Source organism: Paraburkholderia sp. J67 (assembly GCF_905220265.1).
Lineage (GTDB): Bacteria > Pseudomonadota > Gammaproteobacteria > Burkholderiales > Burkholderiaceae > Paraburkholderia.
Map to the genome: position 1 here is coordinate 62,716 of NZ_CAJMZK010000018.1, position 24,781 is coordinate 87,496.

20 protein-coding genes and 1 tRNA gene are annotated in these 24,781 nt (G+C 65.2%); 17 read left to right on the plus strand and 4 right to left on the minus strand.

What is annotated here, in order from left to right:
• Positions 1-102 precede the first annotated feature (102 nt).
• Positions 103-1,098 (minus strand): thioredoxin-disulfide reductase, encoded by a 996-nt coding sequence (gene trxB / locus U5782_RS27140; RefSeq protein ID WP_322046982.1) that lies wholly within the window; start codon positions 1,096-1,098, stop codon positions 103-105.
• Positions 1,099-1,472: 374 nt separating this feature from the next.
• On the opposite strand from trxB, the gene U5782_RS27145 reads away from it, so the two are divergent.
• Together U5782_RS27145 and lolA are read left to right on the plus strand one after the other, a co-directional pair.
• Positions 1,473-3,791: a DNA translocase FtsK gene (locus tag U5782_RS27145; RefSeq protein ID WP_322046983.1), complete on the plus strand. Its 2,319-nt coding sequence runs from the start codon at positions 1,473-1,475 to the stop codon at positions 3,789-3,791.
• 49 nt (positions 3,792-3,840) lie between these two features.
• Complete coding sequence (lolA, locus tag U5782_RS27150) at positions 3,841-4,560, plus strand: outer membrane lipoprotein chaperone LolA (RefSeq protein ID WP_322046984.1); 720 nt, start codon at positions 3,841-3,843, stop codon at positions 4,558-4,560.
• Between the two features lie 86 nt (positions 4,561-4,646).
• Here lolA and U5782_RS27155 read toward each other — a convergent pair whose 3' ends face one another.
• The gene (locus U5782_RS27155) at positions 4,647-5,717 is read right to left on the minus strand and encodes an MBL fold metallo-hydrolase (RefSeq protein WP_322046985.1); all 1,071 of its coding nucleotides are present in this window, start codon (positions 5,715-5,717) and stop codon (positions 4,647-4,649) included.
• 262 nt (positions 5,718-5,979) lie between these two features.
• On the opposite strand from U5782_RS27155, the gene U5782_RS27160 reads away from it, so the two are divergent.
• The 10 genes from U5782_RS27160 to bioB all read left to right on the plus strand — a co-directional run bounded on the left by U5782_RS27160 (position 5,980) and on the right by bioB (position 17,522).
• On the plus strand, positions 5,980-6,414 hold the full coding sequence (locus tag U5782_RS27160; protein WP_322046986.1) for a MerR family DNA-binding transcriptional regulator: 435 nt from the start codon (positions 5,980-5,982) through the stop codon (positions 6,412-6,414).
• Between the two features lie 29 nt (positions 6,415-6,443).
• The gene (gene aceK / locus U5782_RS27165; RefSeq protein WP_322046987.1) at positions 6,444-8,264 is read left to right on the plus strand and encodes a bifunctional isocitrate dehydrogenase kinase/phosphatase; all 1,821 of its coding nucleotides are present in this window, start codon (positions 6,444-6,446) and stop codon (positions 8,262-8,264) included.
• 15 nt (positions 8,265-8,279) lie between these two features.
• A complete protein-coding gene (locus U5782_RS27170; protein ID WP_322046988.1) occupies positions 8,280-9,473 on the plus strand; it encodes an acetyl-CoA C-acetyltransferase in 1,194 nt (397 codons plus the stop codon).
• Between the two features lie 94 nt (positions 9,474-9,567).
• Positions 9,568-10,245 carry an SDR family oxidoreductase gene (locus U5782_RS27175; RefSeq protein ID WP_322046989.1) on the plus strand — a complete coding sequence of 226 codons (678 nt, stop codon included), beginning with the start codon at positions 9,568-9,570 and terminating at the stop codon, positions 10,243-10,245.
• An 81-nt stretch (positions 10,246-10,326) separates the two neighbouring features.
• Entirely contained in the window at positions 10,327-10,770 is a 444-nt protein-coding gene (locus U5782_RS27180) for a YchJ family protein (protein WP_322046990.1), read from the plus strand.
• Between the two features lie 527 nt (positions 10,771-11,297).
• Positions 11,298-12,719, plus strand: a complete 1,422-nt coding sequence (locus tag U5782_RS27185) for a dienelactone hydrolase family protein (protein ID WP_322046991.1) — start codon at positions 11,298-11,300, stop codon at positions 12,717-12,719.
• Between the two features lie 386 nt (positions 12,720-13,105).
• Positions 13,106-14,476, plus strand: a complete 1,371-nt coding sequence (gene bioA / locus U5782_RS27190) for an adenosylmethionine--8-amino-7-oxononanoate transaminase (protein ID WP_322046992.1) — start codon at positions 13,106-13,108, stop codon at positions 14,474-14,476.
• Positions 14,476-15,672: an 8-amino-7-oxononanoate synthase gene (bioF, locus tag U5782_RS27195; RefSeq protein ID WP_322046993.1), complete on the plus strand. Its 1,197-nt coding sequence runs from the start codon at positions 14,476-14,478 to the stop codon at positions 15,670-15,672. The genes bioA and bioF overlap by 1 nt, the downstream gene beginning before the upstream one ends.
• A complete protein-coding gene (gene bioD, locus U5782_RS27200; protein WP_322046994.1) occupies positions 15,669-16,394 on the plus strand; it encodes a dethiobiotin synthase in 726 nt (241 codons plus the stop codon). Before bioF ends, bioD begins: the two co-directional genes overlap by 4 nt.
• 42 nt (positions 16,395-16,436) lie before the next feature.
• Positions 16,437-17,522 carry a biotin synthase BioB gene (gene bioB / locus U5782_RS27205; protein ID WP_322046995.1) on the plus strand — a complete coding sequence of 362 codons (1,086 nt, stop codon included), beginning with the start codon at positions 16,437-16,439 and terminating at the stop codon, positions 17,520-17,522.
• Positions 17,523-17,614: 92 nt separating this feature from the next.
• Here the strand turns inward: bioB and cytX are convergent, their stop codons facing one another.
• Positions 17,615-18,934, minus strand: a complete 1,320-nt coding sequence (gene cytX, locus U5782_RS27210; RefSeq protein ID WP_322046996.1) for a putative hydroxymethylpyrimidine transporter CytX — start codon at positions 18,932-18,934, stop codon at positions 17,615-17,617.
• 228 nt (positions 18,935-19,162) lie between these two features.
• Here cytX and U5782_RS27215 point away from each other — a divergent pair, with 228 nt between their 5' ends.
• The 3 genes from U5782_RS27215 to U5782_RS27225 all read left to right on the plus strand — a co-directional run bounded on the left by U5782_RS27215 (position 19,163) and on the right by U5782_RS27225 (position 22,103).
• Positions 19,163-20,494: a replication-associated recombination protein A gene (locus tag U5782_RS27215; RefSeq protein WP_322046997.1), complete on the plus strand. Its 1,332-nt coding sequence runs from the start codon at positions 19,163-19,165 to the stop codon at positions 20,492-20,494.
• A gap of 98 nt (positions 20,495-20,592) precedes the next feature.
• Positions 20,593-21,885 (plus strand): serine--tRNA ligase, encoded by a 1,293-nt coding sequence (gene serS / locus U5782_RS27220; RefSeq protein ID WP_322046998.1) that lies wholly within the window; start codon positions 20,593-20,595, stop codon positions 21,883-21,885.
• A gap of 127 nt (positions 21,886-22,012) precedes the next feature.
• Positions 22,013-22,103, plus strand: a tRNA-Ser gene (locus U5782_RS27225).
• A gap of 123 nt (positions 22,104-22,226) precedes the next feature.
• Here U5782_RS27225 and U5782_RS27230 read toward each other — a convergent pair.
• Positions 22,227-23,051, minus strand: a complete 825-nt coding sequence (locus U5782_RS27230) for a hypothetical protein (RefSeq protein ID WP_322046999.1) — start codon at positions 23,049-23,051, stop codon at positions 22,227-22,229.
• Between the two features lie 196 nt (positions 23,052-23,247).
• Here U5782_RS27230 and map point away from each other — a divergent pair, with 196 nt between their 5' ends.
• Together map and U5782_RS27240 are read left to right on the plus strand one after the other, a co-directional pair.
• Positions 23,248-24,033 carry a type I methionyl aminopeptidase gene (map, locus tag U5782_RS27235; protein WP_322047000.1) on the plus strand — a complete coding sequence of 262 codons (786 nt, stop codon included), beginning with the start codon at positions 23,248-23,250 and terminating at the stop codon, positions 24,031-24,033.
• 163 nt (positions 24,034-24,196) lie between these two features.
• Positions 24,197-24,733 carry a GNAT family N-acetyltransferase gene (locus U5782_RS27240; protein ID WP_322047001.1) on the plus strand — a complete coding sequence of 179 codons (537 nt, stop codon included), beginning with the start codon at positions 24,197-24,199 and terminating at the stop codon, positions 24,731-24,733.
• Positions 24,734-24,781: the final 48 nt, after the last annotated feature.

The following is a 24,781-nucleotide window of genomic DNA, read 5'->3' on the forward strand; positions in this document are numbered from 1 at the left end:
AAAAAGGGCCGCCGGCTGACTGGCCGCGGCCCTCTTGCCATGCGCCGCCTGGCTTTAACCAGAGATCAGCGCACTATTTTACCGGCTGCCCGGTAGTCCGGCTCAGCGGTCGGCTTCGGCGCTCATGACATGCGCCTGGCCCAGTTCGTCCACGGTTTCCAGGTAGCGCTGCGCGTCGAGCGCGGCCATGCAGCCCGTGCCGGCGCTGGTGATCGCCTGGCGATAGACGTGATCCTGCACGTCGCCTGCCGCGAACACGCCCGCCACGCTCGTGCCAGTAGCGTTGCCGTTCAGGCCGCCGTTCGTGATGATGTAGCCGTTCTTCATCTCCAGCTGGCCTTCGAAGATGTCGGTGTTCGGCTTGTGGCCGATTGCCACGAACACGCCTTGCAGGTCGAGGTCGGTGGTTTCGCCGGTCTTGGTGTTCTTGATGCGCAGGCCGTTCACGCCGCCTTCGTTACCCTTCACTTCGTCGAGGACGTGATCCCACTTGATCTCGACCACGCCTTCCTTTTCCTTCGCCAGCAGGCGGTCGATCAGGATCGGCTCGGCGCGGAACTTGTCGCGACGGTGGATCACCGTGACCTTCTTCGCGATGCCCGCCAGGTACAGCGCTTCTTCTACCGCCGTATTGCCGCCGCCGATCACGGCGACGTGCTGGTTGCGGTAGAAGAAACCGTCGCAGGTCGCGCAGGCCGACACGCCGCGGCCCATGAACAGCTCTTCGCTGGGCAGGCCGAGGTATTGCGCCGATGCGCCCGTGGCGATGATCAGCGAATCGCAGGTGTACTCGGCCGAATCGCCGATCAGGCGGATCGGCTTCTCATCGAGCTTGGCCGTGTGGATGTGATCGAACACGATTTCCGTGTTGAAGCGTTCCGCGTGCTCGAGGAAACGCTGCATCAGTTCCGGGCCTTGCACGCCGTTGGGGTCGGCGGGCCAGTTTTCCACGTCGGTCGTCGTCATCAGCTGACCGCCCTGGGCGAGACCCGTGACGAGCAGCGGCGACAGGTTGGCGCGCGCGGCATAGACGGCTGCCGTGTAGCCGGCGGGGCCGGAACCGAGAATCAGGACTTTGGCGTGTTTGGTTGCGGACATGGTCGAATTCCGTAGAAGGCGCTGCGCGGGCGGATGGCCGGCGCGGCTGCCGGGGTTCGCATGGGCCGCCCGACGGTGCGGCGGGGCTCACGCAGATAATTGGGTATCAGCCCGCAATTATAAAGGCCGGGGGCGGCCGATGCGTCATGCAGGTTTCTCATCGGCTCGATAGCCTCTCGCACTGACGAGGGGTCAAAACGCCCCCGCACACGCGTCCGCGCGCCGTTGTCAGTTACCGTCATTTACGTCCTGGTGCAGCCGGGGCCGAAACAACGCGTTTACAATAGGCCGGATCGGACGGCCGCCGCGCCCGTCTGCCGGGGCGTCCGGCAGCGCGCCCGCGCCGCGCAAGCATCAAGAATCACCGGGATTCAATGGCCAAAGCTCCCTTTTCCGCGCAGGCGCAGGCATTGCCTCACCGCATGTCGCGTCTTTTCACCGAAATCCGCTGGATCCTGCAAGTCGCGCTGGGCGTGTTCCTGCTGATGGCGCTCATCAGCTACAGCCGCCGCGACCCGAGCTGGACCCACGCCGCCCAGGTCGACCATATTTCGAACTGGGCCGGGCGCGTAGGCGCCTGGACGTCGGACATCCTTTTGCTGCTGTTCGGCCTCTCGGCCTACTGGTGGGTGGTGCTGCTCGCCCGCCACATCTCGAAGAACTACAAACGCATCACCCGCCACGAGTCGCTCGCCGATGACGACGACGAGGACAAGCCGCGCGACCATAGCTGGGTCGCCGAAGGCTTCGCCTTCGTGCTGGTGCTGCTCGCCTGCGACGGCATCGAGGCGCTGCGCATGTGGTCGCTCAAGGTGCAGTTGCCGCGCGCGCCGGGAGGCGTAGTAGGGGAGGCCGTCGCGCATGGCGTCTCGCACGCGCTCGGCTTCACGGGCGGCACGCTCGCGCTGTTGCTCGCGCTCGCCATCGGCTTGTCGCTGTATTTCCGCTTTTCGTGGCTCTCGGTGTCCGAGAAGGTCGGCGAGTCGATCATCAACGGCGTGACGATGGCGCGCCTGCGCCGCGAGGAGCGCAGCGACCGCAAGCTCGGCGAGGCCGCCGCGGTCAAGCGCGAAGGCAAGGTCGAGCGCGGCCGCGTGAAGATCGAAGAGCACGAGCCGGTCACGATCGTGCCGCCAGTGGTCACGCCGCAGCGCTCGGAACGCGTGGAGAAGGAGCGCCAGGTGCCGCTCTTCACCGACCTGCCGGGCGACTCCACGCTGCCGCCGATCTCGCTGCTCGATCCGGCGCCCGCCGCCCAGGAAACCATCTCGGACGACACGCTCGAATTTACTTCGCGTCTGATCGAGAAGAAGCTCAAGGACTTCGGCGTCGATGTGGCCGTGGCTGCCGCCTATCCGGGCCCGGTCGTCACGCGCTACGAAATCGAGCCCGCGACCGGCGTGAAGGGCAGCCAGATCGTGAACCTTGCGAAGGATCTGGCGCGCTCGCTCTCGCTCGTCTCGATCCGCGTGGTGGAGACGATTCCGGGCAAGAACTGCATGGCGCTCGAGCTGCCGAACCAGCGCCGCCAGACCGTGCGCCTGTCGGAAATTCTCGGCTCGGCGGTCTATGCCGACGCGCCTTCGGCGCTCACGATGGGCCTTGGCAAGGACATCGGCGGCAAGCCGGTGTGCGCCGATCTCGCCAAGATGCCTCACTTGCTGGTGGCGGGCACGACCGGCTCGGGCAAGTCGGTGGGGATCAACGCGATGATCCTCTCGCTGCTCTACAAGGCGAGCGCCGAGCAGGTGCGCATGATCCTGATCGACCCGAAGATGCTGGAAATGAGCGTCTACGAGGGCATTCCGCATTTGCTTTGCCCGGTCGTGACCGACATGCGCCAGGCGGGCAACGCGCTGAACTGGACCGTCGCCGAGATGGAGCGCCGCTACAAGCTCATGAGCAAGATGGGCGTGCGCAATCTCGCGGGCTACAACAACAAGATCGAGGAAGCGAACAAGCGCGAGGAGAAGATTCCGAATCCGTTCAGCCTCACGCCCGACGATCCGGAACCGCTCGCGAAGCTGCCGAACATCGTCGTCGTGATCGACGAACTTGCCGACCTGATGATGGTAGTCGGCAAGAAGGTCGAAGAGCTGATCGCGCGGATCGCGCAGAAGGCGCGGGCTTCGGGCATTCACCTGATTCTCGCGACCCAGCGGCCGTCGGTGGACGTGATTACCGGCCTGATCAAGGCCAATGTGCCCACGCGCATGGCCTTCCAGGTGTCGTCGAAGATCGACTCGCGCACGATTCTCGACCAGATGGGCGCGGAGTCGCTGCTCGGCATGGGCGACATGCTTTATCTGCCGCCGGGCACCGGCATGCCGGTGCGCGTGCACGGCGCGTTCGTCAGCGACGACGAAGTGCATCGCGTGGTGGACAAGCTCAAGGAGCAGGGCGAGCCGAACTATATCGAGGGCATTCTCGAAGGCGGCGTGACGGGCGAGGGCGACGAGGGCACGGCAAGTGCTTCCGGTACCGGCGACGAGTCCGATCCGCTCTACGATCAGGCCGTCGAGGTGGTCATCAAGAACAAGCGCGCGTCGATCTCGCTTGTGCAGCGGCATCTGCGCATCGGGTATAACCGTGCTGCGCGGCTGCTCGAACAGATGGAGCAGTCGGGGCTGGTTTCGGCGATGTCGTCGAGCGGCAACCGCGAAATCCTCGCGCCCACGCGCGACGCCGACTAAGGCCGCGCGCCCGCCCCGCGCGCACAATTTTGCTTTTGGAGAACGATAGATGCAGTTTTTCGCAGGACATCCGGCTCGTTTGAACGGCTCGACGCTCGCCCGCGCGGGCCGCACGCTCGCCGTCGCACTCGGCGCCTCGCTCGTCATGGCGGGGCACGCCTGGGCGAGCGGCACCGATCAACTCAAGCAGTTCGTCTCCCAGGTGCATGCCGCGCGCGGCAGCTTCGTGCAGCGCGAACTCAAGCCGCCATCAAGCGCGAAGAACGCCAGCGACGCCATCGCCACGGCCACGCTCAACGCCAAGACGTCGAGCGGCACCTTCGTGTTCTCGCGCCCCGGCAAGTTCGTCTGGTCGTATGAAAAGCCGTACCAGCAACTGCTGCAGTCGGACGGCGACAACCTCTACGTCTACGACAAGGATCTGAACCAGGTGACCGAGCGCAAGCTCGGCGGCGCGCTTGGCGCGAGTCCGGCGGCCATCCTGTTCGGCAGCAACGATCTGGACAAGAACTTCACGCTCTCGGACGCGGGCGTGAAGAATGGCATCGACTGGCTCGAACTGATTCCGAAGTCGAAGGACACGCAGTTCAAGAGCGTGGGTATCGGCTTTCGCGACGGCAATCTCGAAGCGATGGAATTGCACGACGTGTTCGGCAACGTGACGCTGCTGACCTTCTCCAATATCGAGAAGAACCCGTCGCTGCCGGCTTCGACGTTCAAGTTCGTACGCCCCAAGGGCGCCGATCTGATCACGGGCGGCGCGAACTGATTCGCGCAGTCTGACGGGAAGTAAAAAAAGGGGCGGCTCGATGTGAGCCGCCCCTTTTGCGTTCTGGGCGCGCTTTCGCTGCGATTTCAGGCGCTAAAGCGGAACACGCCGTCCTCGCCTTGCTTGCGCGTGAGCTTGCCTTCGAGCCAGAGCAGATGCAGGTGCGCGAGCGCCTCGCCCATCGCGAAGGTCAGCTGGTGCATGTCGAGCTTGCGCTTGAACATCAGCGGCACGATGTCGGCGGCGCACTGCGGCGCGCTCGCGCAGGCTTCCATCACTTCGGCCAGGCGCGCGTCGTGATGCTCGCGCAATTGCGCGATGCGCGTGCGCAGGCCGCGGAACGGCTTGCCGTGCGAGGGCAGCACGAGGGTGTTGTCGGCCATCGTCTCGTAGCGGCCCAGCGACTCGAGGTAAAGGCCGAGCGGATTGCCTTCCGGCTCCATGTCGAACACCGACACGTTGGTCGAGATGCGCGGCAGCACCATGTCGCCGGAGATCAGCACGCCTGTTTCCTCGCACAACAGCGCGCAATGTTCGGGCGAATGGCCGAAACCCGTGACGACGCGCCAGTCGCGCCCGCCTATGCTGACCGTGTCGGCTTCGCGCAGACGGCGGTATTGCGGGGGCAGCGCGGGCACGAGGTTCGCGTAGTAGTTGCGACGATTGCGCAACTGGTCGAGCGAGGCTTCGTCAGTCACGCCGTGGCGCGCGAAATGGCGCGCCGCGCCTTCGCCGCCCGCGTTCGAGCCGTTGCCCGACGACAGCACGCACGCACTCATGTATTCGCCGAGCGTCGTCCACAGACGCACGTCCCAGCGCTTTTTGTCGCCGCCCGCGCAGATCCAGTGCGCAAGGCCGATATGGTCCGGATGGCAGTGCGTGACCAGCACGCGCAGCACCGGCAGGCCTTCCAGCTGGCTGTCGAACACGCGCTCCCAGTGCGCCTTGATCGTGTCGTCGGTGATGCCGCAGTCCACCACGGTCCAGCCTTGCTGACCGTCGATTTCGTCGCGCAGGAGCCAGAGGTTGATGTGGTCGAGCACGAAGGGCAGCGGCATGCGCAGCCATTTCACGCCGGGCGCGACATCGAAAGCGATGCCGGACTCGGGCAGGGTGTCGCCAAAGGGATAGTCGAGCTGGTGTTCGAGGGCATTCATCGTGGGTGTCGTCTCATGTCGTTATGGTGGGCCGGAGCGAGCGTAGGGCATAGCCTGACACCATTGTCGCCGCATTGCGGCATTTCTGCTGGCGCACCGGGAGACTGTTCCGTTCTGCGGAACAAACGCGGGACGCCGGGGTGGACCCTTCGCACGCTTTGCGGTTGCGCTAGCCCAGACTTGACGATAACGTAAACGTCGATTCCAACGATAGCCGCGCAGCCTGGCCGATGGCCAGGCTGCGCGAGGCGCGCCTCCAGACATGACCACCCAGTACACGATTACCGAACTCGCCCGTGAATTCGACGTGACGCCCCGTGCGATCCGTTTCTACGAAGATCAGGGCCTGCTCGCGCCGAGCCGCGAAGGCGCCAGCGGCCTCAAGCGCGTGTTCTCGGGCCGCGACCGCACCCGCCTGAGGCTCACGCTGCGCGGCAAGCGCCTCGGCTTCACGCTCAACGAGATCCGCACGCTGCTCGATCTGTACGATTCGCCCACGGACACGCTGCCGCAATTGCAGGCCTTTCTCGACACGGTCGTGCGCCACCGCGAGATTCTGGAGCGCCAGCGCGACGACCTTGACGCCACGCTCGAAGACCTCGCGCAGTACGAGGCGCAGGCGCGCGTGCTGCTCGAAAAGAACGCGGCCGGCGATGTGCGGCAGGCCGCGCCGGTTGTCGCGCCCGAGTCGAAGTAACGTGCACTAAGCCGGGCTGCACTCGCGCCATGAGACATTTTCCGAAACTGCTCTCGTCGCAGATCGGCTTCGACGTCGCGCAAACCCTCCTCGAAGGCTTCGATCGCCATTACCGCAGCTTCTGCGAGGCGGCGGCGCGTGCGAGGGCGTGCTTCGAGTCGGCTGACTGGCCCGGCCTCCAGCAACTCGCGCGCGAGCGCATCGCGTCCTACGACCAGCGCGTGCGCGAATGCGTGATCGCGCTCGAAGACGAGTACGACGCCGAAAACATCGACGATGAGGTCTGGGAGCAGATCAAGCTGCATTACATCGGTCTCCTGACGACTCACCGGCAGCCCGAATGCGCCGAGACTTTCTTCAACTCGGTGTGCTGCAAGATCCTGCATCGCTCGTACTTCAACAACGATTTCCTGTTCGTGCGGCCCGCGATCTCGACCGAATACATCGAGAACGACCAGCCCGCGGCGCGGCCCACGTATCGTGCGTACTACCCGGCCAAGGATGGCCTCGCGGCCACGCTCGCGCGTATCGTCACGAACTTCCAGCTCGACACGCCGTTCGAGGATCTGGAGCGCGATGTCGCCTGCGTGATGCAGAGCATGCTCGATACGTTCGGCACGGTCGATCTCAAGCCGAACTTTCAGATTCACACGCTGGCGGCGCTGTTCTTTCGCAACCGGTCGGCGTATATCGTCGGGCGCATCATCAACGGCGATCTGGTCGTGCCGTTCGTGGTGCCGATCCGCCATGTCGAGGAGGGCAAGCTCGCGCTCGACACAGTGCTGCTGCGCAGCGACCCCGTGCTCATCATGTTCAGCTTTGCGCACTCGTACTTTCTGGTGGAGATGGACGTGCCGTCGGCGTACGTCGAATTTCTGCGCACCATCATGCCGCGCAAGGCAAAGGGCGAAATCTACACGTCGCTCGGGCTGCAGAAGCAGGGCAAGAATCTGTTCTATCGCGATCTGCGGCACCACCTCTCGCATTCGAGCGATGCGTTCGTCGCTGCGCCCGGCATTCGCGGCATGGTGATGATCGTGTTCACGCTGCCGTCGTTTCCCTATGTGTTCAAGGTCATCAAGGACAGCTTTCCCGCGCCGAAGGAAACCACGCGCGAGCAGGTGCAGGCGAAGTATCAACTGGTGAAGCGCCACGACCGTCTGGGGCGTCTTGCCGATACGCTCGAATACTCGAGCGTCGCGCTGCCCGTCGCGCGGCTCGATGAAGCGCTGGTGAAAGAGCTGGAAACGCTCGCGCCTTCGATGATCGAATACGAAGGCGAGAATCTCGTGATTCGCCATCTGTACATCGAGCGCCGCATGGTGCCGCTCAACCTCTGGCTGCAAAACGGCAGCGATGAGGACGTCGAGCACGGCATCCGCGAATACGGCAACGCGGTGAAAGACCTGATACGCGCGAATATCTTTCCGGGCGACATGCTGTACAAGAATTTCGGCGTCACGCGTCACGGTCGCGTGGTGTTCTACGACTACGACGAAATCGAATACCTCACCGATTGCAACGTGCGCGCCGTGCCCGCGCCACGTAATGAGGAAGACGAACTATCTGCCGAGCCGTGGTATTCGGTCGGCCCGCGCGATATTTTTCCCGAGACGTATCGCACGTTTTTGCTTGGCGACCCGCGCGTGCGGCGTTACTTCCTGGAGCATCACGCCGACTTCTTCGAGCCCTCGCTCTGGCAGGAAAGCAAGACGCGCCTGCTGGCGGGCGAAGTGCCCGATTGCCTGCCGTACGACGAGTCAGAGCGCTTTCGCGCGCGCTACCCGCAGCGCTTTGCCCGGGTGAGAGATGCGACGCCATGCGGCAGTACCGAATCATCGAACCTATGAACAAGGAGGATGGACATGAGTGAGACACAGAAAGACCCGATCGTGATCGTCGCGGCGGCACGCACGCCGATGGCCGGTTTCCAGGGCGAGTTCGCCACGCTGACTGCGCCGCAACTGGGCGCGACGGCGATCGCCGCCGCCGTGGAGCGCGCGGGCCTCAAGCCCGAGCAGGTCGACGAAGTGGTGATGGGTTGCGTGTTGCCCGCCGGGCAGGGCCAGGCGCCTGCGCGCCAGGCGGCGCTGGGTGCGGGCTTGCCGCTCGCGGCGGGCGCGACCACGGTGAACAAGATGTGCGGCTCGGGCATGCGCGCGGCGATGTTCGCGCACGACATGCTGCTGGCGGGTTCCGCCGACGTGATCGTTGCAGGCGGCATGGAGAGCATGTCGAACGCGCCTTACCTGCTGCCGAAGGCGCGCGCCGGTCTGCGCATGGGGCACAGCCAGGTGCTCGACCATATGTTCCTCGACGGCCTGGAAGACGCCTACGAAAAGGGGCGGCTCATGGGCACTTTCGCCGAGGAATGCGCGGGCGAATATGACTTCTCGCGCGAGCGCCAGGACGCCTTTGCCATCGAGTCGCTCAAACGCGCGAAGCGCGCCAACGAAGACGGCTCGTTCGCCTGGGAGATCGCCCCCGTGAAGGTGGCCTCGCGTGCCGGCGAAACCACCATCGAGCGCGACGAGCAGCCCTTCAAGGCCAACCTCGACAAGATCCCCACGCTCAAGCCTGCGTTCAGCAAAACTGGCACGGTGACGGCGGCGAACTCGTCGTCGATCTCGGACGGCGCGGCGGCGCTCGTGATGATGCGCGAATCGACGGCGAAGCGCCTGGGCATCCAGCCGATCGCGCGCGTAACGGGCCATACGACCTTCGCGCAGGAGCCCGCGAAGTTCACGACAGCGCCGGTGGGCGCGATCGCCAAGCTGTTCGAAAAGACCGGCTGGAAGGCGGAAGACGTCGATCTCTACGAGATCAACGAAGCCTTCGCCGTCGTGACGATGGCGGCCATGAAGGCGCACGACCTGCCGCACGAGAAGGTCAACGTGAACGGCGGCGCGTGCGCGCTGGGGCATCCGATCGGCGCATCGGGGGCACGCATTCTCGTCACGCTGATCGGCGCGCTGCGCGCACGCGGCGGCAAGCGTGGCGTGGCGAGCCTGTGTATCGGCGGGGGCGAGGCGACGGCAATGGGCGTCGAACTCCTGTAGGCTCTTGCATGACGGGCGCCGCAGGGAGGCGGCGTCCGGCAAGACCCCGTACGCGGCGCAAAGTGAAGGCCGCGGCAGACGAGAAAGGTGCAACATGAAGACAGCGTTGATCGTGGGTGCGTCGCGCGGCCTCGGTATGGAGTTCGCGCGCCAGTATGTGAAGGCCGGCTGGCGCGTGCTGGCCACGGCCCGTTCGGAAGCCTCGCTTGCGGAGCTGCGTGCGCTCGGCGCACAGACTTATCCGCTCGATATTGCGCGGCCAGAGGAGATCGCCACGCTCGGCGCGAAGCTCGACGGCGAGCGGCTCGACGTGGCGCTCATCGTCTCGGGCGTGTATGGCCCGCGCACCGAGGGCGTCGAAGCCATCACGGCCGAAGACTTCGAATACGTGATGAACACCAATGTGCGCGGCCCGATGCAACTCATCCCGATCCTGCTGCCGCTCGTCGATGCCGCGCATGGCGTGCTCGGCGTACTGTCAAGTCGCATGGGCAGCATCACGCAGACCACGGGTACGACCGGCTGGCTCTATCGCGCGAGCAAGGCAGCCGTGAACGACGTGCTCAAGATCACCTCGTTGCAGACGCGTCGCGCAACCTGCGTCGCGCTGCATCCGGGCTGGGTGCGCACCGACATGGGCGGCGCGCACGCGGCCATCGACGCGGCCGCGAGCGTGGCCGGCATGCGCGAAGTGCTGGCCGAGGCGGCTGCCGCACGCGACGTTTTCAACGGCCGTTTCTTCCAGTACGACGGCACCGAGCTCGACTGGTAAGCGCCGCATTCATCGCCCAGGGCCGCCACGCTCGCGCAGGCGGCCCTGTTTATTTGTTTTGTCGAAGGAATCGCTTTTTCCATGACCGCCGAATCCACGCGCCCCGTCGAATGCCCCTGCGGCGGCGCTGCGCCCAATCTGAAATCGACGGCGAAGCCCCCGCGTTACGCCGACTGCTGCGGCCGCTTTATCGACGGCGCCGCGCTGCCCGCCACGGCGCTCGAACTCATGCGCTCGCGCTACACGGCTTATGTGCTCGGCGACGTCGCGTATCTGCGCGCCACGTGGGCGGCTGAGACCTGTCCCGCCGATCTTGACGTCGACCCCAATGAGCCGGGCGCGCCGCGCTGGCTGGGGCTCGCGGTGAAGCGTCACGAACCGCTCGACGAGACGCATGCGCGCGTCGAATTCGTCGCACGATACAAGAGCGGCGGGCGCGCTCATCGGCTGCACGAACTGAGCCGCTTTACGCGTGGCGACGATGGCCGCTGGCGCTACGTCGACGGCGACATGCTCGAAGGCTGAGGCGCGCGCGTCGACATCAAATTCACGCCTGCGTCCCCGTTAAAACACGCAAAAACGCGCTCTTGCAAACACGTGTTTACGTGCAAAAAATGGGGACGTGGGCGTCGCGCGACACCGCGCATCCGCAATTATTTTCCTGTTTCGTTACTCCCCATTACCTCGAAATCCGCCAATGCGCCGTGCTTCAAGGCCTGCGCGCCGTTGGCACGCGTTATGCCGGGTTACCCCTTAATTGCACAACAATTATTTGTCGTGCGAGGATGTAATCACGGTGCCCGTTTCGCCACGTAAGCACATGTTGAAAAACATTTTCGTGGCGACTTCGAAGCGGGTGCTGGCGGCGAGTCTGATCGATGACAGAAAGGCGCCGCTCAGGTGTTCCGATCGGTTTTACTTCCCTGCAACGGGTCAACGCCACGCCGGGCTCTCGAGCCAGGCGCGCCAGTGTCCTGTTGTGCCCGTAGCGGGTAGGGGTTGTTGCTCGGTAGTCAGATTCACAGCAGGATTTTCGCAGGCGGGTGTAGCGCATGGCGTTCAGGAAGCTTCTTACGGGATTGACGGTAGCCGGCACGGCATGTGTGCTGTCGGTTGCTCACGCAGCCTCCCTCTCTGATCCGGCAACCGTGCCGGGCGCTCAAGTCACGAACCAGGTTTCGAATCTGGTGACGGCTGCGCACGCGAATACGACGTCGCTCGCATCGACCGTCTCCAATGCATCCGGCCCCCTCGGCAGCGCGCACGTGCCGCGCATTTCGCTCGACGACGCCTATCTGCCCGTCGTGCATGCCGGGATGAATGCCCAGATCATCCAGATTCCCGTGCCGGGCGAGTCCGACGTCACGCTCGAAACCACGGTGTACCGCCCCGACGGCCCAGGCCCGTTCCCGATGGTGGTGTTCAACCACGGCAAGATTCCCGGCGACCCGCGCATGCAACCGCGCAGCGACCCGATGTCGTTCGCGCGCGAATTCGTGCGCCGCGGCTACGTGGTGGTCGCGCCGAACCGCCGCGGCTTCGCGGGCTCGGGCGGCACCTACGAGCAGGACGGCTGCGACGTGGCGAGCAACGGCATGGGCCAGGCCGCAGATGTGGCCACGACGGTCGACTACATGTCGAAGCAGTCCTACGTGGATGCGAACCATATCGCCGTCGCCGGCACCTCGCACGGTGGCCTTGCGACGATGGCCTACGGCACAGAAGCGGCGCACGGCGTGCGCGCGCTCATCAACTTCTCGGGCGGTCTGCGTCAGGACGCCTGCACGGGCTGGCAGGACAACCTGACCCAGGCGTTCGGCGACTACGGCGGCAAGGCTCATGTGGCCTCGCTCTGGCTCTACGGCGACAACGATTCGGTGTGGACGCCCGATCTCGTCACGAAGATGTTCGCGGCCTTCCGCACTGCCCAGGCAGGTGAAGCGCAGAGCGGCGCGCTTGCGAAGCTCGTCGATTTCGGCGCCTACAAGAACGACGCGCACCGTCTGGTGGGCGACCGCGACGGCGTGCAGATCTGGTGGCCGACGGTCGAAGCCTTCCTCGCCAACCAGGGCATGCCCACGTCGGTGCAGTATCGCGTGGAAACGCCGCCGGCTCCGCACTCGAGCGGTTATGCCTCGATCGACTCGGTGGGCGCTGTGCCGTTCCTCGATCAGGCAGGCCGCGACGGCTATCGCAACTTCCTCAAGCAGTATCCGAGCCGCGCATTCGCGGTGTCCGATTCGGGCGCCTGGTCGTGGGCCGAAGGCGGCGACAATCCGATGGCCGTTGCCATCGCGAATTGCCAGCAGCACAGCTCGGACCCGTGCCGCCTCTACGCGGTGAACAGCAACGTCGTGTGGGCGAACGAGAACGCCACGACCGCGCAGAACGATCACGCCGACGAAGGTCACGCCGTGGCGGACAGCAACGCAGCCAACGCCGCCGATACGTCCCACGCGCTCGCCAGCCGCTAAGTCACACATCCGGCGCGTCTTCGCGCCGCAAAATCTTTTACGCCAGACCCGAAGGCGCCATGCGGTTCTCCGCTCGGCGCCTTTTTGTTTCGTCTGTGATTTGCCCGCTTCTCCGGTTGCTTCGCGATGTATCCCCAAATAACGCGCGCCTCGCGTCCTGCGAACGCGCCATTCGCCTCTGCACGCGCATATTTTTTTGCACAAGCGCGTGTCACTTTGTCGTCGTCATCTACGGTCATTTCTGGGCTTTGCAAACGAAGTGTGCGTAGCTGGGCCGAACCGCGCCGAACCCCGCAGCGGCGGGCTTCGGAAGGCCCTTTGGGGGGTAGTGCATTGCGCGATCGAACGCGCTAATCTCGCCTGCGCTGTCGTATCGGGAGCCGTAAGTGGACTCGCAAAAGAAGAACTCGCAAACCAACCTTGGCAACGATGCCTGGATCGCGCGCAGCCTGCGCGCCGTCTGGCACCCTTGCACCCAGATGAAACACCACGAGCGCCTGCCGCTCGTCGCCGTCTCGCGTGGCGAAGGCCCGTGGCTCTACGACCACGAAGGCCGGCGCTATCTCGACGCCATCAGCTCGTGGTGGGTGAATCTGTTCGGCCACGCCAATCCGGCCATCAACGCGGCGCTCAAGGCGCAGCTCGACACGCTCGAGCACGTGATGCTCGCGGGCTGCACGCACGAGCCCGCCGTCGAGCTGGCCGAACACCTCGCCGCGCTCACGGACAATGTGCTCGGCCATGCGTTCTTCGCTTCGGACGGCGCATCGGCGGTCGAGATCGCGCTGAAGATGAGCTTCCACGCGTGGCGCAATCAGGGCGCGAGCGATAAGCGCGAATTCGTGTGTCTGGCCAACAGCTATCACGGCGAGACGATCGGCGCGCTCGGCGTGACAGATGTGAAGCTCTTCAGGGATGCTTACGACCCGCTGCTCACGCACGCGCACGTGGTGAGCTCGCCCGACGCGCGCACGGCACGCGAAGGCGAGAGCGCCGCCGACGTGGCGCGCCGCGCGCTTGCCGACGTGGAACGAGTCTTCGCGGAGCGCGAAGGTCGTATCGCCGCGCTGATCGTCGAGCCGCTGGTGCAGTGCGCCGCCGGCATGGCGATGCACGACCCGTCCTATCTGCGCGGGCTGCGCGCGCTGTGCGACCAGTACCGGGTGCACCTGATCGCCGATGAAATCGCCGTGGGTTGCGGTCGTACCGGCACCTTCTTCGCCTGCGAGCAAGCGGGCATCTGGCCCGATCTGCTCACGCTCTCGAAGGGCATCAGTGGCGGCTATCTGCCGCTCTCGATCGTGCTCTCGCGCGACGAGATCTACGCGGCGTTCTACGACGACGACACCACGCGCGGCTTCCTGCACTCGCACTCGTACACGGGCAACCCGCTCGCGTGCCGCGCGGCGCTCGCGACGCTCGACCTGTTCGCGCGCGACGGCGTGCTGGCGTCGAACGCGCGCAAGTCCGCGCAACTGCGCGAGGCCTTCACGCCGCTCGAAGCGCATCCGCTCGTGCGCAACCTGCGCCAGTGCGGCACGATCCTCGCGTTCGACGTGGCCCTCGACGATGCCGAACGCGCCCGCACGTTCTCGCGCCGTTTCTTCGAGAACGCGTTGCAGCGCGAACTGCTGCTGCGCCCGATCGGCACCACGGTCTACGTGATGCCGCCATATATTCTGGACACCGAAACGCAGGCGCTCCTCGCGACGCGCACGCGCGAGACATTCGACGCCACCGTCGCGGAGAACCTCTGATGCAATTGCTGGACACGCTCGAACAGAGCCTGCGCGAACTCGACGCCCACGGCCTGCGCCGCCGCCGTCGCACCATCGATACGCCATGCGATGCGCACATGACTGTGGACGGTCGCGAGACGATTGGCTTCGCGAGCAATGATTACCTTGGGCTTGCGGCCCATCCGCAACTCGTCGCGGCACTGGCCGAAGGCGCACAGCGCTATGGCGCGGGCAGCGGCGGTTCGCATCTGCTGGGCGGCCATTCGCGCGCGCACGCGCAACTCGAAGACGATCTTGCCGCATTCGCGGGTGGTTTCGTCGACGCGCCGCGCGCCCTGTATTTCAGCACCGGCTATATGGCGAATCTCGCCGTGCTCACCGCGCTCGCGGGCCGCGACACGACGATCTTCTCCGATTCGCTCAATCACGCTTCGCTGATCGATGGCGCGCGTCTTTCGCGCGCCGACATCCAGATCTATCCGCATGCCGATATGGACGCGTTGAGCGCGATGCTCGACGCTTCCGAGGCCGGCGCGAAGCTGATCGTGAGCGACACCGTGTTCAGCATGGACGGCGATGTCGCGCCGCTCGCGCGCCTCGTCGAACTCGCCGAGCAGCACGGCGCGTGGCTCGTCGTGGACGATGCACATGGTCTGGGCGTGCTCGGCCCGCAAGGGCGGGGCGCGATTGCCGAAGCCGCGCTGCGTTCGCCGTATCTCGTGATGGTCGGCACGCTCGGCAAGGCTGCGGGTGTCTCGGGCGCGTTCGTTTGCGGCCACGCTACCGTGATCGAATGGCTCGTGCAGCGCGCGCGCCCGTATATCTTCACGACGGCTTCGTCGCCGGCGGTCGCGCATGCGGTGTCTGCGAGCCTGCGCCTGATCGCGGGCGAAGAGGGCGACGCGCGGCGCGCACATCTGAATCACCTGATCGGCCGCACGCGTTCGATGCTCAAGGAAACCTGCTGGATGCCGGTCGATTCGGCCACGGCGGTGCAGCCGCTCGTGATCGGCTCGAACGATGCGACGCTCGCCTTGCAGGCCACGCTCGAACACGACGGCTTGTGGGTGCCCGCGATCCGGCCGCCGACCGTGCCCGCAGGCACGTCGCGGCTGCGCATTTCGCTCTCGGCGGCGCACTCGGACGCCGATCTCGACCGTTTGAACGCCTCGCTGCAACGCGCGAGCCAGGCCACCCAGGAGGGCGCGCGATGAGCCAGGCTCAAGTTTCTTTCTTCGTCACCGGCACCGACACGGAGATCGGCAAGACCTTCGTGAGCGCGGCGCTGCTGCGCGGCCTCACGCACGCAGGTCTGCGCGCGGCGGCGCTTAAACCCATCGCCGCAGGCGCGTATGAGCGCGACGGCGTGTGGCACAACGAAGACGCCGATCAGCTCGACGCCGCCGCGAGCGTGCTGTTGCCGCCCGAGATGCGCACGCCCTTTCTGCTCAAGGAGCCGGCCGCGCCGCACATCGCCGCTGCGCTGGAAGGCGTGACGCTCGACATGGCGCGCATCGTCGATTGCCATCGCGCCGCCTGCGAGCGCGCCGACGCGGTGGTCGTGGAAGGCGTAGGCGGGTTTCGCGTGCCGCTCACGCCGAGCGAGGACACGGCCGATCTGGCCGTTGCGCTCGGCTTGCCGGTCGTGCTCGTGGTCGGCATGCGCCTTGGCTGCATCAGCCATGCGCTGCTGACCGCCGAAGCGATTGCCGCACGGGGTCTCAAGATCGCGGGCTGGGTCGCGAACCGCATCGACCCGAACATGACGTTCCCCGAAGAAAACATCGACACCTTGCGCACGCATCTTGCCGCGCAATTCGACGCGCCGCTGCTCGGCGTCGTGCCGCATATGCGCGGCGCGAGCGCCGACGATGCGGCCCAGCATCTGAATATCGATACGTTGCTCGCACGCCTGATTGCAGTGGCGGCGCGCTAAAGCACAATTACACAGTCAAACGTCACGAAGGACTTCGACACCATGACGCAAACCCACATCGACCTCACCTCGCTGAAGGCCACCGCGCCGAGCGCCCAGGCCGCCGCCGAAGCGGCAGCACGCTGGAAAGTCGCCGACGTCGCCGCGCTCTACGAGCTGCCGTTCAACGACCTGATGTTCCGCGCCCAGCAGGTGCACCGCGAGCATTTCGACGCCAACGCCGTGCAGCTTTCCACGCTGCTGTCGATCAAGACCGGCGGCTGCGAGGAAGATTGCGCGTACTGCCCGCAGTCGTCGCACTACGAAACCGAACTCGAAGCCGGCAAGCTGATGGCTGTCGACGCCGTGCTTGATGCAGCACGCGCCGCCAAGTCCAACGGCGCGACGCGCTTTTGCATGGGCGCCGCGTGGCGCAATCCGAAGGATCGTCACCTCGAGCCGATCAAGGACATGATTCGCGGCGTGAAGGCGATGGGTCTGGAAACCTGCGTGACGCTCGGCATGCTCGAGGATCACCAGGCGAAGGAACTCGCCGATGCGGGTCTCGACTACTACAACCACAATCTCGATACGTCGCCGGAGTACTACGGCAAGATCATCACGACGCGCACTTACGAGGACCGTCTGGAGACGCTCGACCGCGTGCGCGACGCGGGCATCAACGTGTGCTGCGGCGGCATCGTCGGCATGGGCGAGTCGCGCCGCGAACGCGCGGGCCTGATCGCTCAGCTTGCGAACATGGAGCCGTATCCGGAGTCGGTGCCCATCAACAATCTGGTGCAGGTCACGGGCACGCCGCTCGAAGGCACTGAACCGATCGATCCGTTCGAATTCGTGCGCACGATCGCGGTTGCGCGCATCACGATGCCCAAGGCGATGGTGCGTCTGTCGGCAGGCCGCGAGCAGATGGACGACGCGCTCCAGGCGCTGTGCTTCATGGCCGGTGCGAACTCGATTTTCTACGGCGATCAACTGCTGACGACGAGCAACCCGCAAGCTGAAGCCGACCGCAAGCTGCTGCAACGTCTGGGCATCAGCGCACAGGCTGCGCAGCATCTGCCGGCCGACGATCACGGCCATGCGCATGCTCACGATCATTCGCACGGCGGCTGCGGCCACTGCGAATAAGCTGTTTTTGCAGGGCTGAAAGTAAAAACGCCACGCTGTGAAGCGTGGCGTTTTTTATTGCGTGCGCAACGACTGCACGCAAGAGCTACGCGTTACGCGTAAGCCGCGCGACGACGTCCCGCGAGCGCGAGATAGCACAGCGCGCCGATCACGAGCGACGGCAGCGTCGCGCCGAGATTCGGCAGCCACTGGTTGAGCGCCTGATACGCGCCGAAGCCGACCGCCCACGCGACGAACGCGCTCACGTGCCAGCCGCCCGAATATCCATAGGCGCCGTTCAGATCGGCGAGCGCCTGGGTGTCGATACGGCGGCGGCGCACGATGAAGTGATCCGCAAGCACCACGCCAAACAGCGGCGCGAACACCGAGCCGATGAAGAGCAGGAAGTTCTCGTACTTCGCCATCGGCACCACGAGGCCGATCAGCGTGCAGATCGCGCCGAACGCGGCCGAGAGGAACGGCACGCCCGCGCGCGTCCAGACCGTGCCGGTGGACACCGCGGCCGAGTGGATATCGGCGAAGGCATTGTCGATTTCGTCGATCAGCACCAGCAGCAGCGCGAAGCCGCCGCCCGCCTGGGCGAGCGCCGTGGTGAGGAGGGCGTCGCCGCCACCCGCCGCCAGACCGTAGATCGCGCCGAGCGCGTAGAACCACAGGTTCGCGATGCCATAGCCGAACAGCGTGCCACGGAAGGTTTCGCCCGCCTTGCGGCCGAAGCGCGTGTAGTCGGCGATCAGCGGCAGCCACGAGAGCGGCATCGCCACCACGAGGTCGATGGCGCTGCCGAAGGGCATGTCGCCGGTGCCGGGGCGCTTCATCAGCGCGCCGATATCGTGCTGGGCCAGCAGGCTCCACGTGAGCCACGCCGCGCCCGCAAGCAGCAGCCAGATGCCCCACGTGCGCAGGAAGCGGCGCACGAACGAGAGCGGGCCGCTCACGGCCAGCAGCGTCGCCAGGAAGCCGAAGATCACGGTCCAGACGAGCGGCATCGACCATCCGAAGGCCTGCTTGGCGAGCGCATCGGCGGAATCGCGCATCACGATGATCTCGAACGAGCCCCAGCCCACGAGTTGCACCATGTTGATGACGGCCGGCACCGACGCGCCGCGGATGCCGAGCGTCGGGCGCAGCGAGGACATCGCGGCGAGGCCGGTGTCGGTGCCGATCACGCCCGCGAGCGAGAGCAGCACGACGCCGATCACGCTGCCGATGGCGATGGCGAGCAGCGCGTGCGGCAGCGACAGGCCCGGCACGAGCAGGGCGCCCGCCTGGGCGACCAGCAGGCCGATGCCGAGTGAGAACCAGAGCGCGAAGGCGTCGCCGGTGCGGAACTGGCGGCGCGCGTCGGGCACCGGCACATTGGGAGCGTAGGCCGAGCCGGCGTTCGAGTCGGCTTGCGTGTTTTGAGTCATGAAAAGAGCGTTCCTCTGTAGCGTCTGTATTGAATTTGTATGGTGTGCGTAGGGTTTGCGCAGGAATCGTGCAAGATTCGCGCGGGCAGCGCGCCTCGTGCAAGTGCGCGGACTGTCATAATGCACGACTGCCCTCGGCGCGGCTGGCCGTTTTCAGGGGCGCGAACAGTATTCGCGCACTCACCGAACCGCGCCCGCCGGAAAAGCCGACATTATCGCGAAAACGACATGTTTGAAGAAACCCGTGCCAACGTTCCGCTCGCGGAACGGCTGCGACCGCGCACCATCGACGAAGTCATCGGCCAGAAGCATCTGCTCGGGCCCAACAAGCCGCTGCGCGTGGCCTTCGAGTCAGGCGAAGCGCATTCGATGATCCTCTGGGGGCCGCCAGGCGTCGGCAAGACCACGCTCGCGCGCCTGATGGCCGATGCGTTTCACGCCGAGTTCATCGCGCTCTCGGCGGTGCTCTCGGGCGTGAAGGACATCCGCGAGGCCGTCGAACAGGCCCAGGTGCATCGCGCGCACGGCAAGCAGACGCTCGTGTTCGTCGACGAGGTCCATCGCTTCAACAAGAGCCAGCAGGACGCCTTCCTGCCGCACGTGGAGTCGGGCCTGTTCGTGTTCATCGGCGCGACCACGGAGAATCCGTCGTTCGAGGTGAACAGCGCGTTGCTCTCGCGCGCGGCGGTCTACGTGCTGCGCAGTCTCGATGAAGAGGAGCAGGGCGAACTGCTCGCGCGCGCGGCGGCGGAACTCGGCGGCCTCACGTTCACGGATGAAGCGAAGCACGCGCTGATCGGTTCCGCCGACGGCGACGGCCGCAAGCTGCTCAACAATCTGGAGATCGTCGCGCGCGCTGCGGCCCAGCAGAAGAAGAGCGAGATCGACGGCGAACTGCTCGGCAGCGCGCTCGCCGAGAACCTGCGCCGTTTCGACAAGGGCGGCGACGCGTTCTACGACCAGATCAGCGCACTGCATAAATCGGTGCGCGGCAGCAACCCGGATGGCGCGCTTTACTGGTTCTGCCGCATGCTCGACGGCGGCGCTGACCCGCGTTATCTCGCGCGGCGCATCGTGCGCATGGCGTGGGAGGACATCGGGCTCGCCGATCCGCGCGCGGCGCGCATTACGCTCGACGCCTCGGAAACCTATGAGCGGCTGGGCTCGCCCGAAGGCGAACTCGCGCTCGCGCAGGCCGTGATCTACCTCGCCGTGGCGCCCAAGTCGAACGCCGGCTATAACGCCTACAACGAAGCGCGCCGCTTCGTGAGCAAGGACCAGTCGCGCGCGGTGCCTATCCATCTGCGCAACGCGCCCACCAAGCTCATGAAAGAGCTGGGCTACGGCCACGAGTACCGCTATGCGCATGACGAGCCCGACGCCTATGCGGCCGGCGAGACCTATATTCCCGATGGCATGCGCGAGCCGAACTGGTATCGCCCCACGCCGCGCGGGCTCGAAGGCAAGATCGGCGAGAAGCTCGCGCGTCTGGGCGAGCTCGACGCGCAATGGCGCGAAGACCATCGTGACGAAATTCGCGAACGCAAGCGCAAGGGCTGACGAACGCCCAGGCTTGCTGTCGCTCACGGCGCGCGGATCGCCCGCGCCGGTGCGCTAAAATCGACACTTCATACAACGAAACTGCGTCTCACAATCCCATGCTCGACATCCAGCTGCTGCGCAAAGACCTCGACGGCGTCGCCAAGCGCCTCGCCGACCGCGGCTACACCCTCGACGTCGCGGCTTTCTCCGCGCTCGAAGCGGAACGCCGTGACATCCAGACCCGCACCGAAGAACTCCAGGCACGCCGCAACAGCCTGTCGAAGCAGATCGGCGCGATGAAGGGCCGCGGCGAGGACACCTCGGCGGTCATGGCCGAAGTTGGCGGCATCGGCGACGAAATGAAGGCGTCGGCCGCCAAGCTCGACGAGATCCAGACGAAGCTCTCGGATCTGCTGCTCGGCGTGCCGAACCTGCCGCACGAAAGCGTGCCGCAGGGCCGCGACGAAAGCGGCAACGTGGAAGTGCGCCGCTGGGGCGCGCCGCGCGCGTTCGAATTCGAGGTGAAGGATCACGTCGATGTCGGCACGCCGCTGGGTCTGGACTTCGAAACGGGCGCGAAGCTCTCGGGCGCGCGCTTCACGATGCTGCGCGGCCAGATCGCGCGCCTGCACCGCGCGCTCGCGCAGTTCATGATCGACACGCACACGCTGCATCACGGCTACACGGAAACCTACACGCCGTACATCGTGAACCCGGAAATCCTCTACGGCACGGGCCAGTTGCCCAAGTTCGCCGAGGACATGTTCCGCGTGGAGAAGGGCGGCGGCGAGAACACGATCACGCAGTACCTGATTTCGACTTCGGAAATTTCGCTGACGAACACGGTGCGCGAGAGCATCGTCGAAGGCAATGCGCTGCCGATCAAGCTCACGGCGCATTCGCCGTGCTTCCGCTCGGAAGCGGGCTCGTATGGCCGCGACACGCGCGGCATGATCCGTCAGCACCAGTTCGACAAGGTCGAGATGGTGCAGATCGTCGCGCCGGACACGTCGTATAACGCGCTCGAAGAGATGGTCGTGCATGCCGAGACCATCCTGCAGAAGCTCGGCCTGCCGTACCGCGTGGTGTCGCTGTGCACGGGCGATATGGGTTTCTCGGCCACCAAGACTTACGACCTTGAAGTCTGGCTGCCGGCGCAGAACACCTATCGCGAAATTTCCAGCTGCTCGAACACGGAAGCGTTCCAGGCGCGCCGCATGCAGGCTCGCTTCCGCAATGCGCAGGGCAAGCCGGAACTCGTGCACACGCTCAACGGCTCGGGTCTGGCCGTGGGCCGCACGCTGGTTGCCGTGCTGGAGAACTATCAGGAAGCGGACGGCTCGGTGACGGTGCCCGAGGCGCTGCGCCCGTATATGAATGGCGTCGCGCGACTGTCGGTGGGCGGCTAAGCGAGTTTTTTGCAGGCCCTCGAAAAATTTTTCGAAAAAGGGCTTGCAAGACTCAAAATATGTTCTATAATCTTCGCTTCTCTGGTCGCCGACCAAGACCTGAGAAGCAGTAAAAAAGCAGTACCCCGGAGAGGTGGCAGAGTGGTCGAATGTACCTGACTCGAAATCAGGCGTACGGTAACCCCGTACCGTGGGTTCGAATCCCACCCTCTCCGCCAAATTTAGAAAACCCCGTAAGTCGAAAGGCTTGCGGGGTTTTTGCTTTGCGGCGTGGGTTTCTGCAATTGCTCATGCGCCAGCGAGGCAGAACCGGAGACGCTCCGGTTCGCGCGATGTGCCGCTCAGCGTCCGCTACCGCCCGGCACATGCCCACGCCGCTCCAGCGAGCGCATGAACGTCCCCGAAATCGCCGAAGCGCCGTGATGAACGATCTTCTCGTCGATCAGCGCCCACACCGGCATACCGGCTGCGCGCGCGCGCTGGCAGAACGACAGATCCTCCGAGAGATACACGCCTTTTTCGCCGACCGTATCGAAGAACGCGTAGAAGCGCCCATCGGGCAGATACGACGCGTACTGAGCGGGTGGTCGATACAGCTGCGTGAGCGGCGCCATCGCCTCCATGGCGTCGCGACGCACGAGGAAGATGCCGGTGCCGATGTGGTTCACCTCGACCCAGCCATCGGCGACGCTGCTGTTGCCGTTCGCATCGGCGCGGATTGCCGTGTTGTAGTCCACCGTCTTTTCCTGCCACTCGCGCAGCGTGAGGCCCGCGTCCTCGCTCGTGATTTTCTTTTCCGTGTCGAAGAAGCGGTACGGGCAGGCGATGCCCGCGACCGGCCGGTTGCCGGCCAGCAAGCGCGGAATGGCTTCGCGCGAGAAGTCCATATCCGTATCGAGAAATAGCAGATGGGTGAACTGCGGATGGCTCAGGAAATAGTTCGCAAAGAAGTTGCGGGCGCGGATGATGTGCGACGACGCCGTATGGATGTACTCGAAGCCGATGCCGCGTTCCTTGAAGGTCGTCATCAGGTTGGCCAGCGCCATCGCGAAGTCGAAGTGCACCGAGTTGTCGTAGGTGGGCAGCGCGATGAGGACGTTCAGCGGCGTGTTCGCGCGGGCATCGTTATCGGCTGAGGCGCTGGGGGAGAGGGGCGATTGGGTCATGATCTGGCGTTCTGCGCACGTCGTTGTAAGATATTTCCCATTCTTGTTGGAGGCTTGCGCCTGGACAATCGGACGTATCCGAATAATGGCGGTCCGGCCGGCGCGAGCGTCCCGGTACAATGGCGCCTTCGAGCGGCGCTCCCATGAATTCGCGGCGAGGCGCTTCGTGCGCCGTCGCGCCCACTTTGGTTCTCAGATGGCTATCACCTACAAATCCGCCGACGACATCGCGCGTCTGCGCATTTCCGGGCGGCTTGCCGCCGACGTGCTCGCCATGATCGGCGAACATGTCAAGCCCGGCGTCTCCACCGACGATCTCGACGCAATCTGCAACGACTACATCGTCAATACGCTGAAAGCGGTGCCCGCCAATGTCGGCTATCTCGGCTTCCCGAAGACGATCTGCACGTCGGTCAATTCGGTGGTCTGCCACGGCATTCCGAGCCGCAACGAGGTGCTCAAGGACGGCGACATCATCAACATCGACGTGGCCGTGATCAAGGACGGCTATTTCGGGGACACGAGCCGCATGTACACCGTGGGCACGCCGAGCCCGGTCGGTCGCCAGTTGATCGACACGACCTACGAGGCGATGCTCGCGGGCATTCGTGAGGTGAAGCCGGGCGCGACGCTCGGCGACGTGGGGCATGCGATCCAGAAGCGCGCCCAGGCCGAGGGTTTCTCGATCGTGCGCGAGTACTGCGGGCATGGCATCGGCAAGGTCTATCACGAGGAGCCGCAGGTGCTGCACTACGGTCAGCCGGGGCAGGGCGTGCGTCTGAAGCCGGGCATGGTCTTCACGATCGAGCCGATGGTGAACGCGGGCCGTGCGGGCACGGCGGTGCAACGCGACGGCTGGACCGTCGTCACGAAGGACCGTTCGCTCTCTGCGCAGTGGGAACACATGGTGGCCGTCACCGAAGACGGTTATGAATTGCTTACGCCCTGGCCGGACGGCACGGGCGCGTACGAAGCTCCGTGAGGGCTCTGAGCGCCCCGGCACAGCGCCTTGTGCGGGGCATCGGCCAGTCTGTCAAGTCCTGCGCGCGCGGCGTGCACGGAACTTTTTTGTCAAATAAGGATTTGACTCTCTGGCCAGTTCGGTTAAAGCTACGCGTTAGTGCTTTATTGGGGTTTACGACTGCATGAGTCCGTCACTGACCGTTCGCCGTATCGATGCCGATCAGGGTGCCGTGCTCCGCGAGCTTCGAACCGCTTCGCTGCGCGACGCACCTTACGCGTTCGGCGACTCGCTCGAAGACGCCTTGTCTGCCGATGCAGCCGTCTTCGACGCCGCGGCCGCCCGTCATGCTGATTCGCATAGCGCCACTTCGTTCATCCTCTACACGGAAGGCCATCCGGCCGGCCTGATCGGTGCGAACTTCGAGAGCGCGCCCGCGCGTCGGGCGTTCGTGTTCGCGTTGTGGGTGGCGCCGGCGGTGCGGCATCTGCGCGGCGGCGAGCTGCTCGTCAATGCGGCCATCGACTGGCTCGCGAGCGAAGGGGCCACTCACGTCTATGCGTGGGTGACCGATAGCAATACCACCGCGATGCGTTTCTACGAGCGTCTCGGTTTCGTCGCCACGGGCGACCACGCGCGCAGCACGCAGACGCCCGAACAATGGGAAACGCTGCTCATGCGTGAGGTGGTCGGCGCGGCGCAGCGTGCGTCCGCACAGTAAGCGCGCAGCGCTTGCATGGCTGGTCGCCGGTTTTTTCCGCCCTGACGC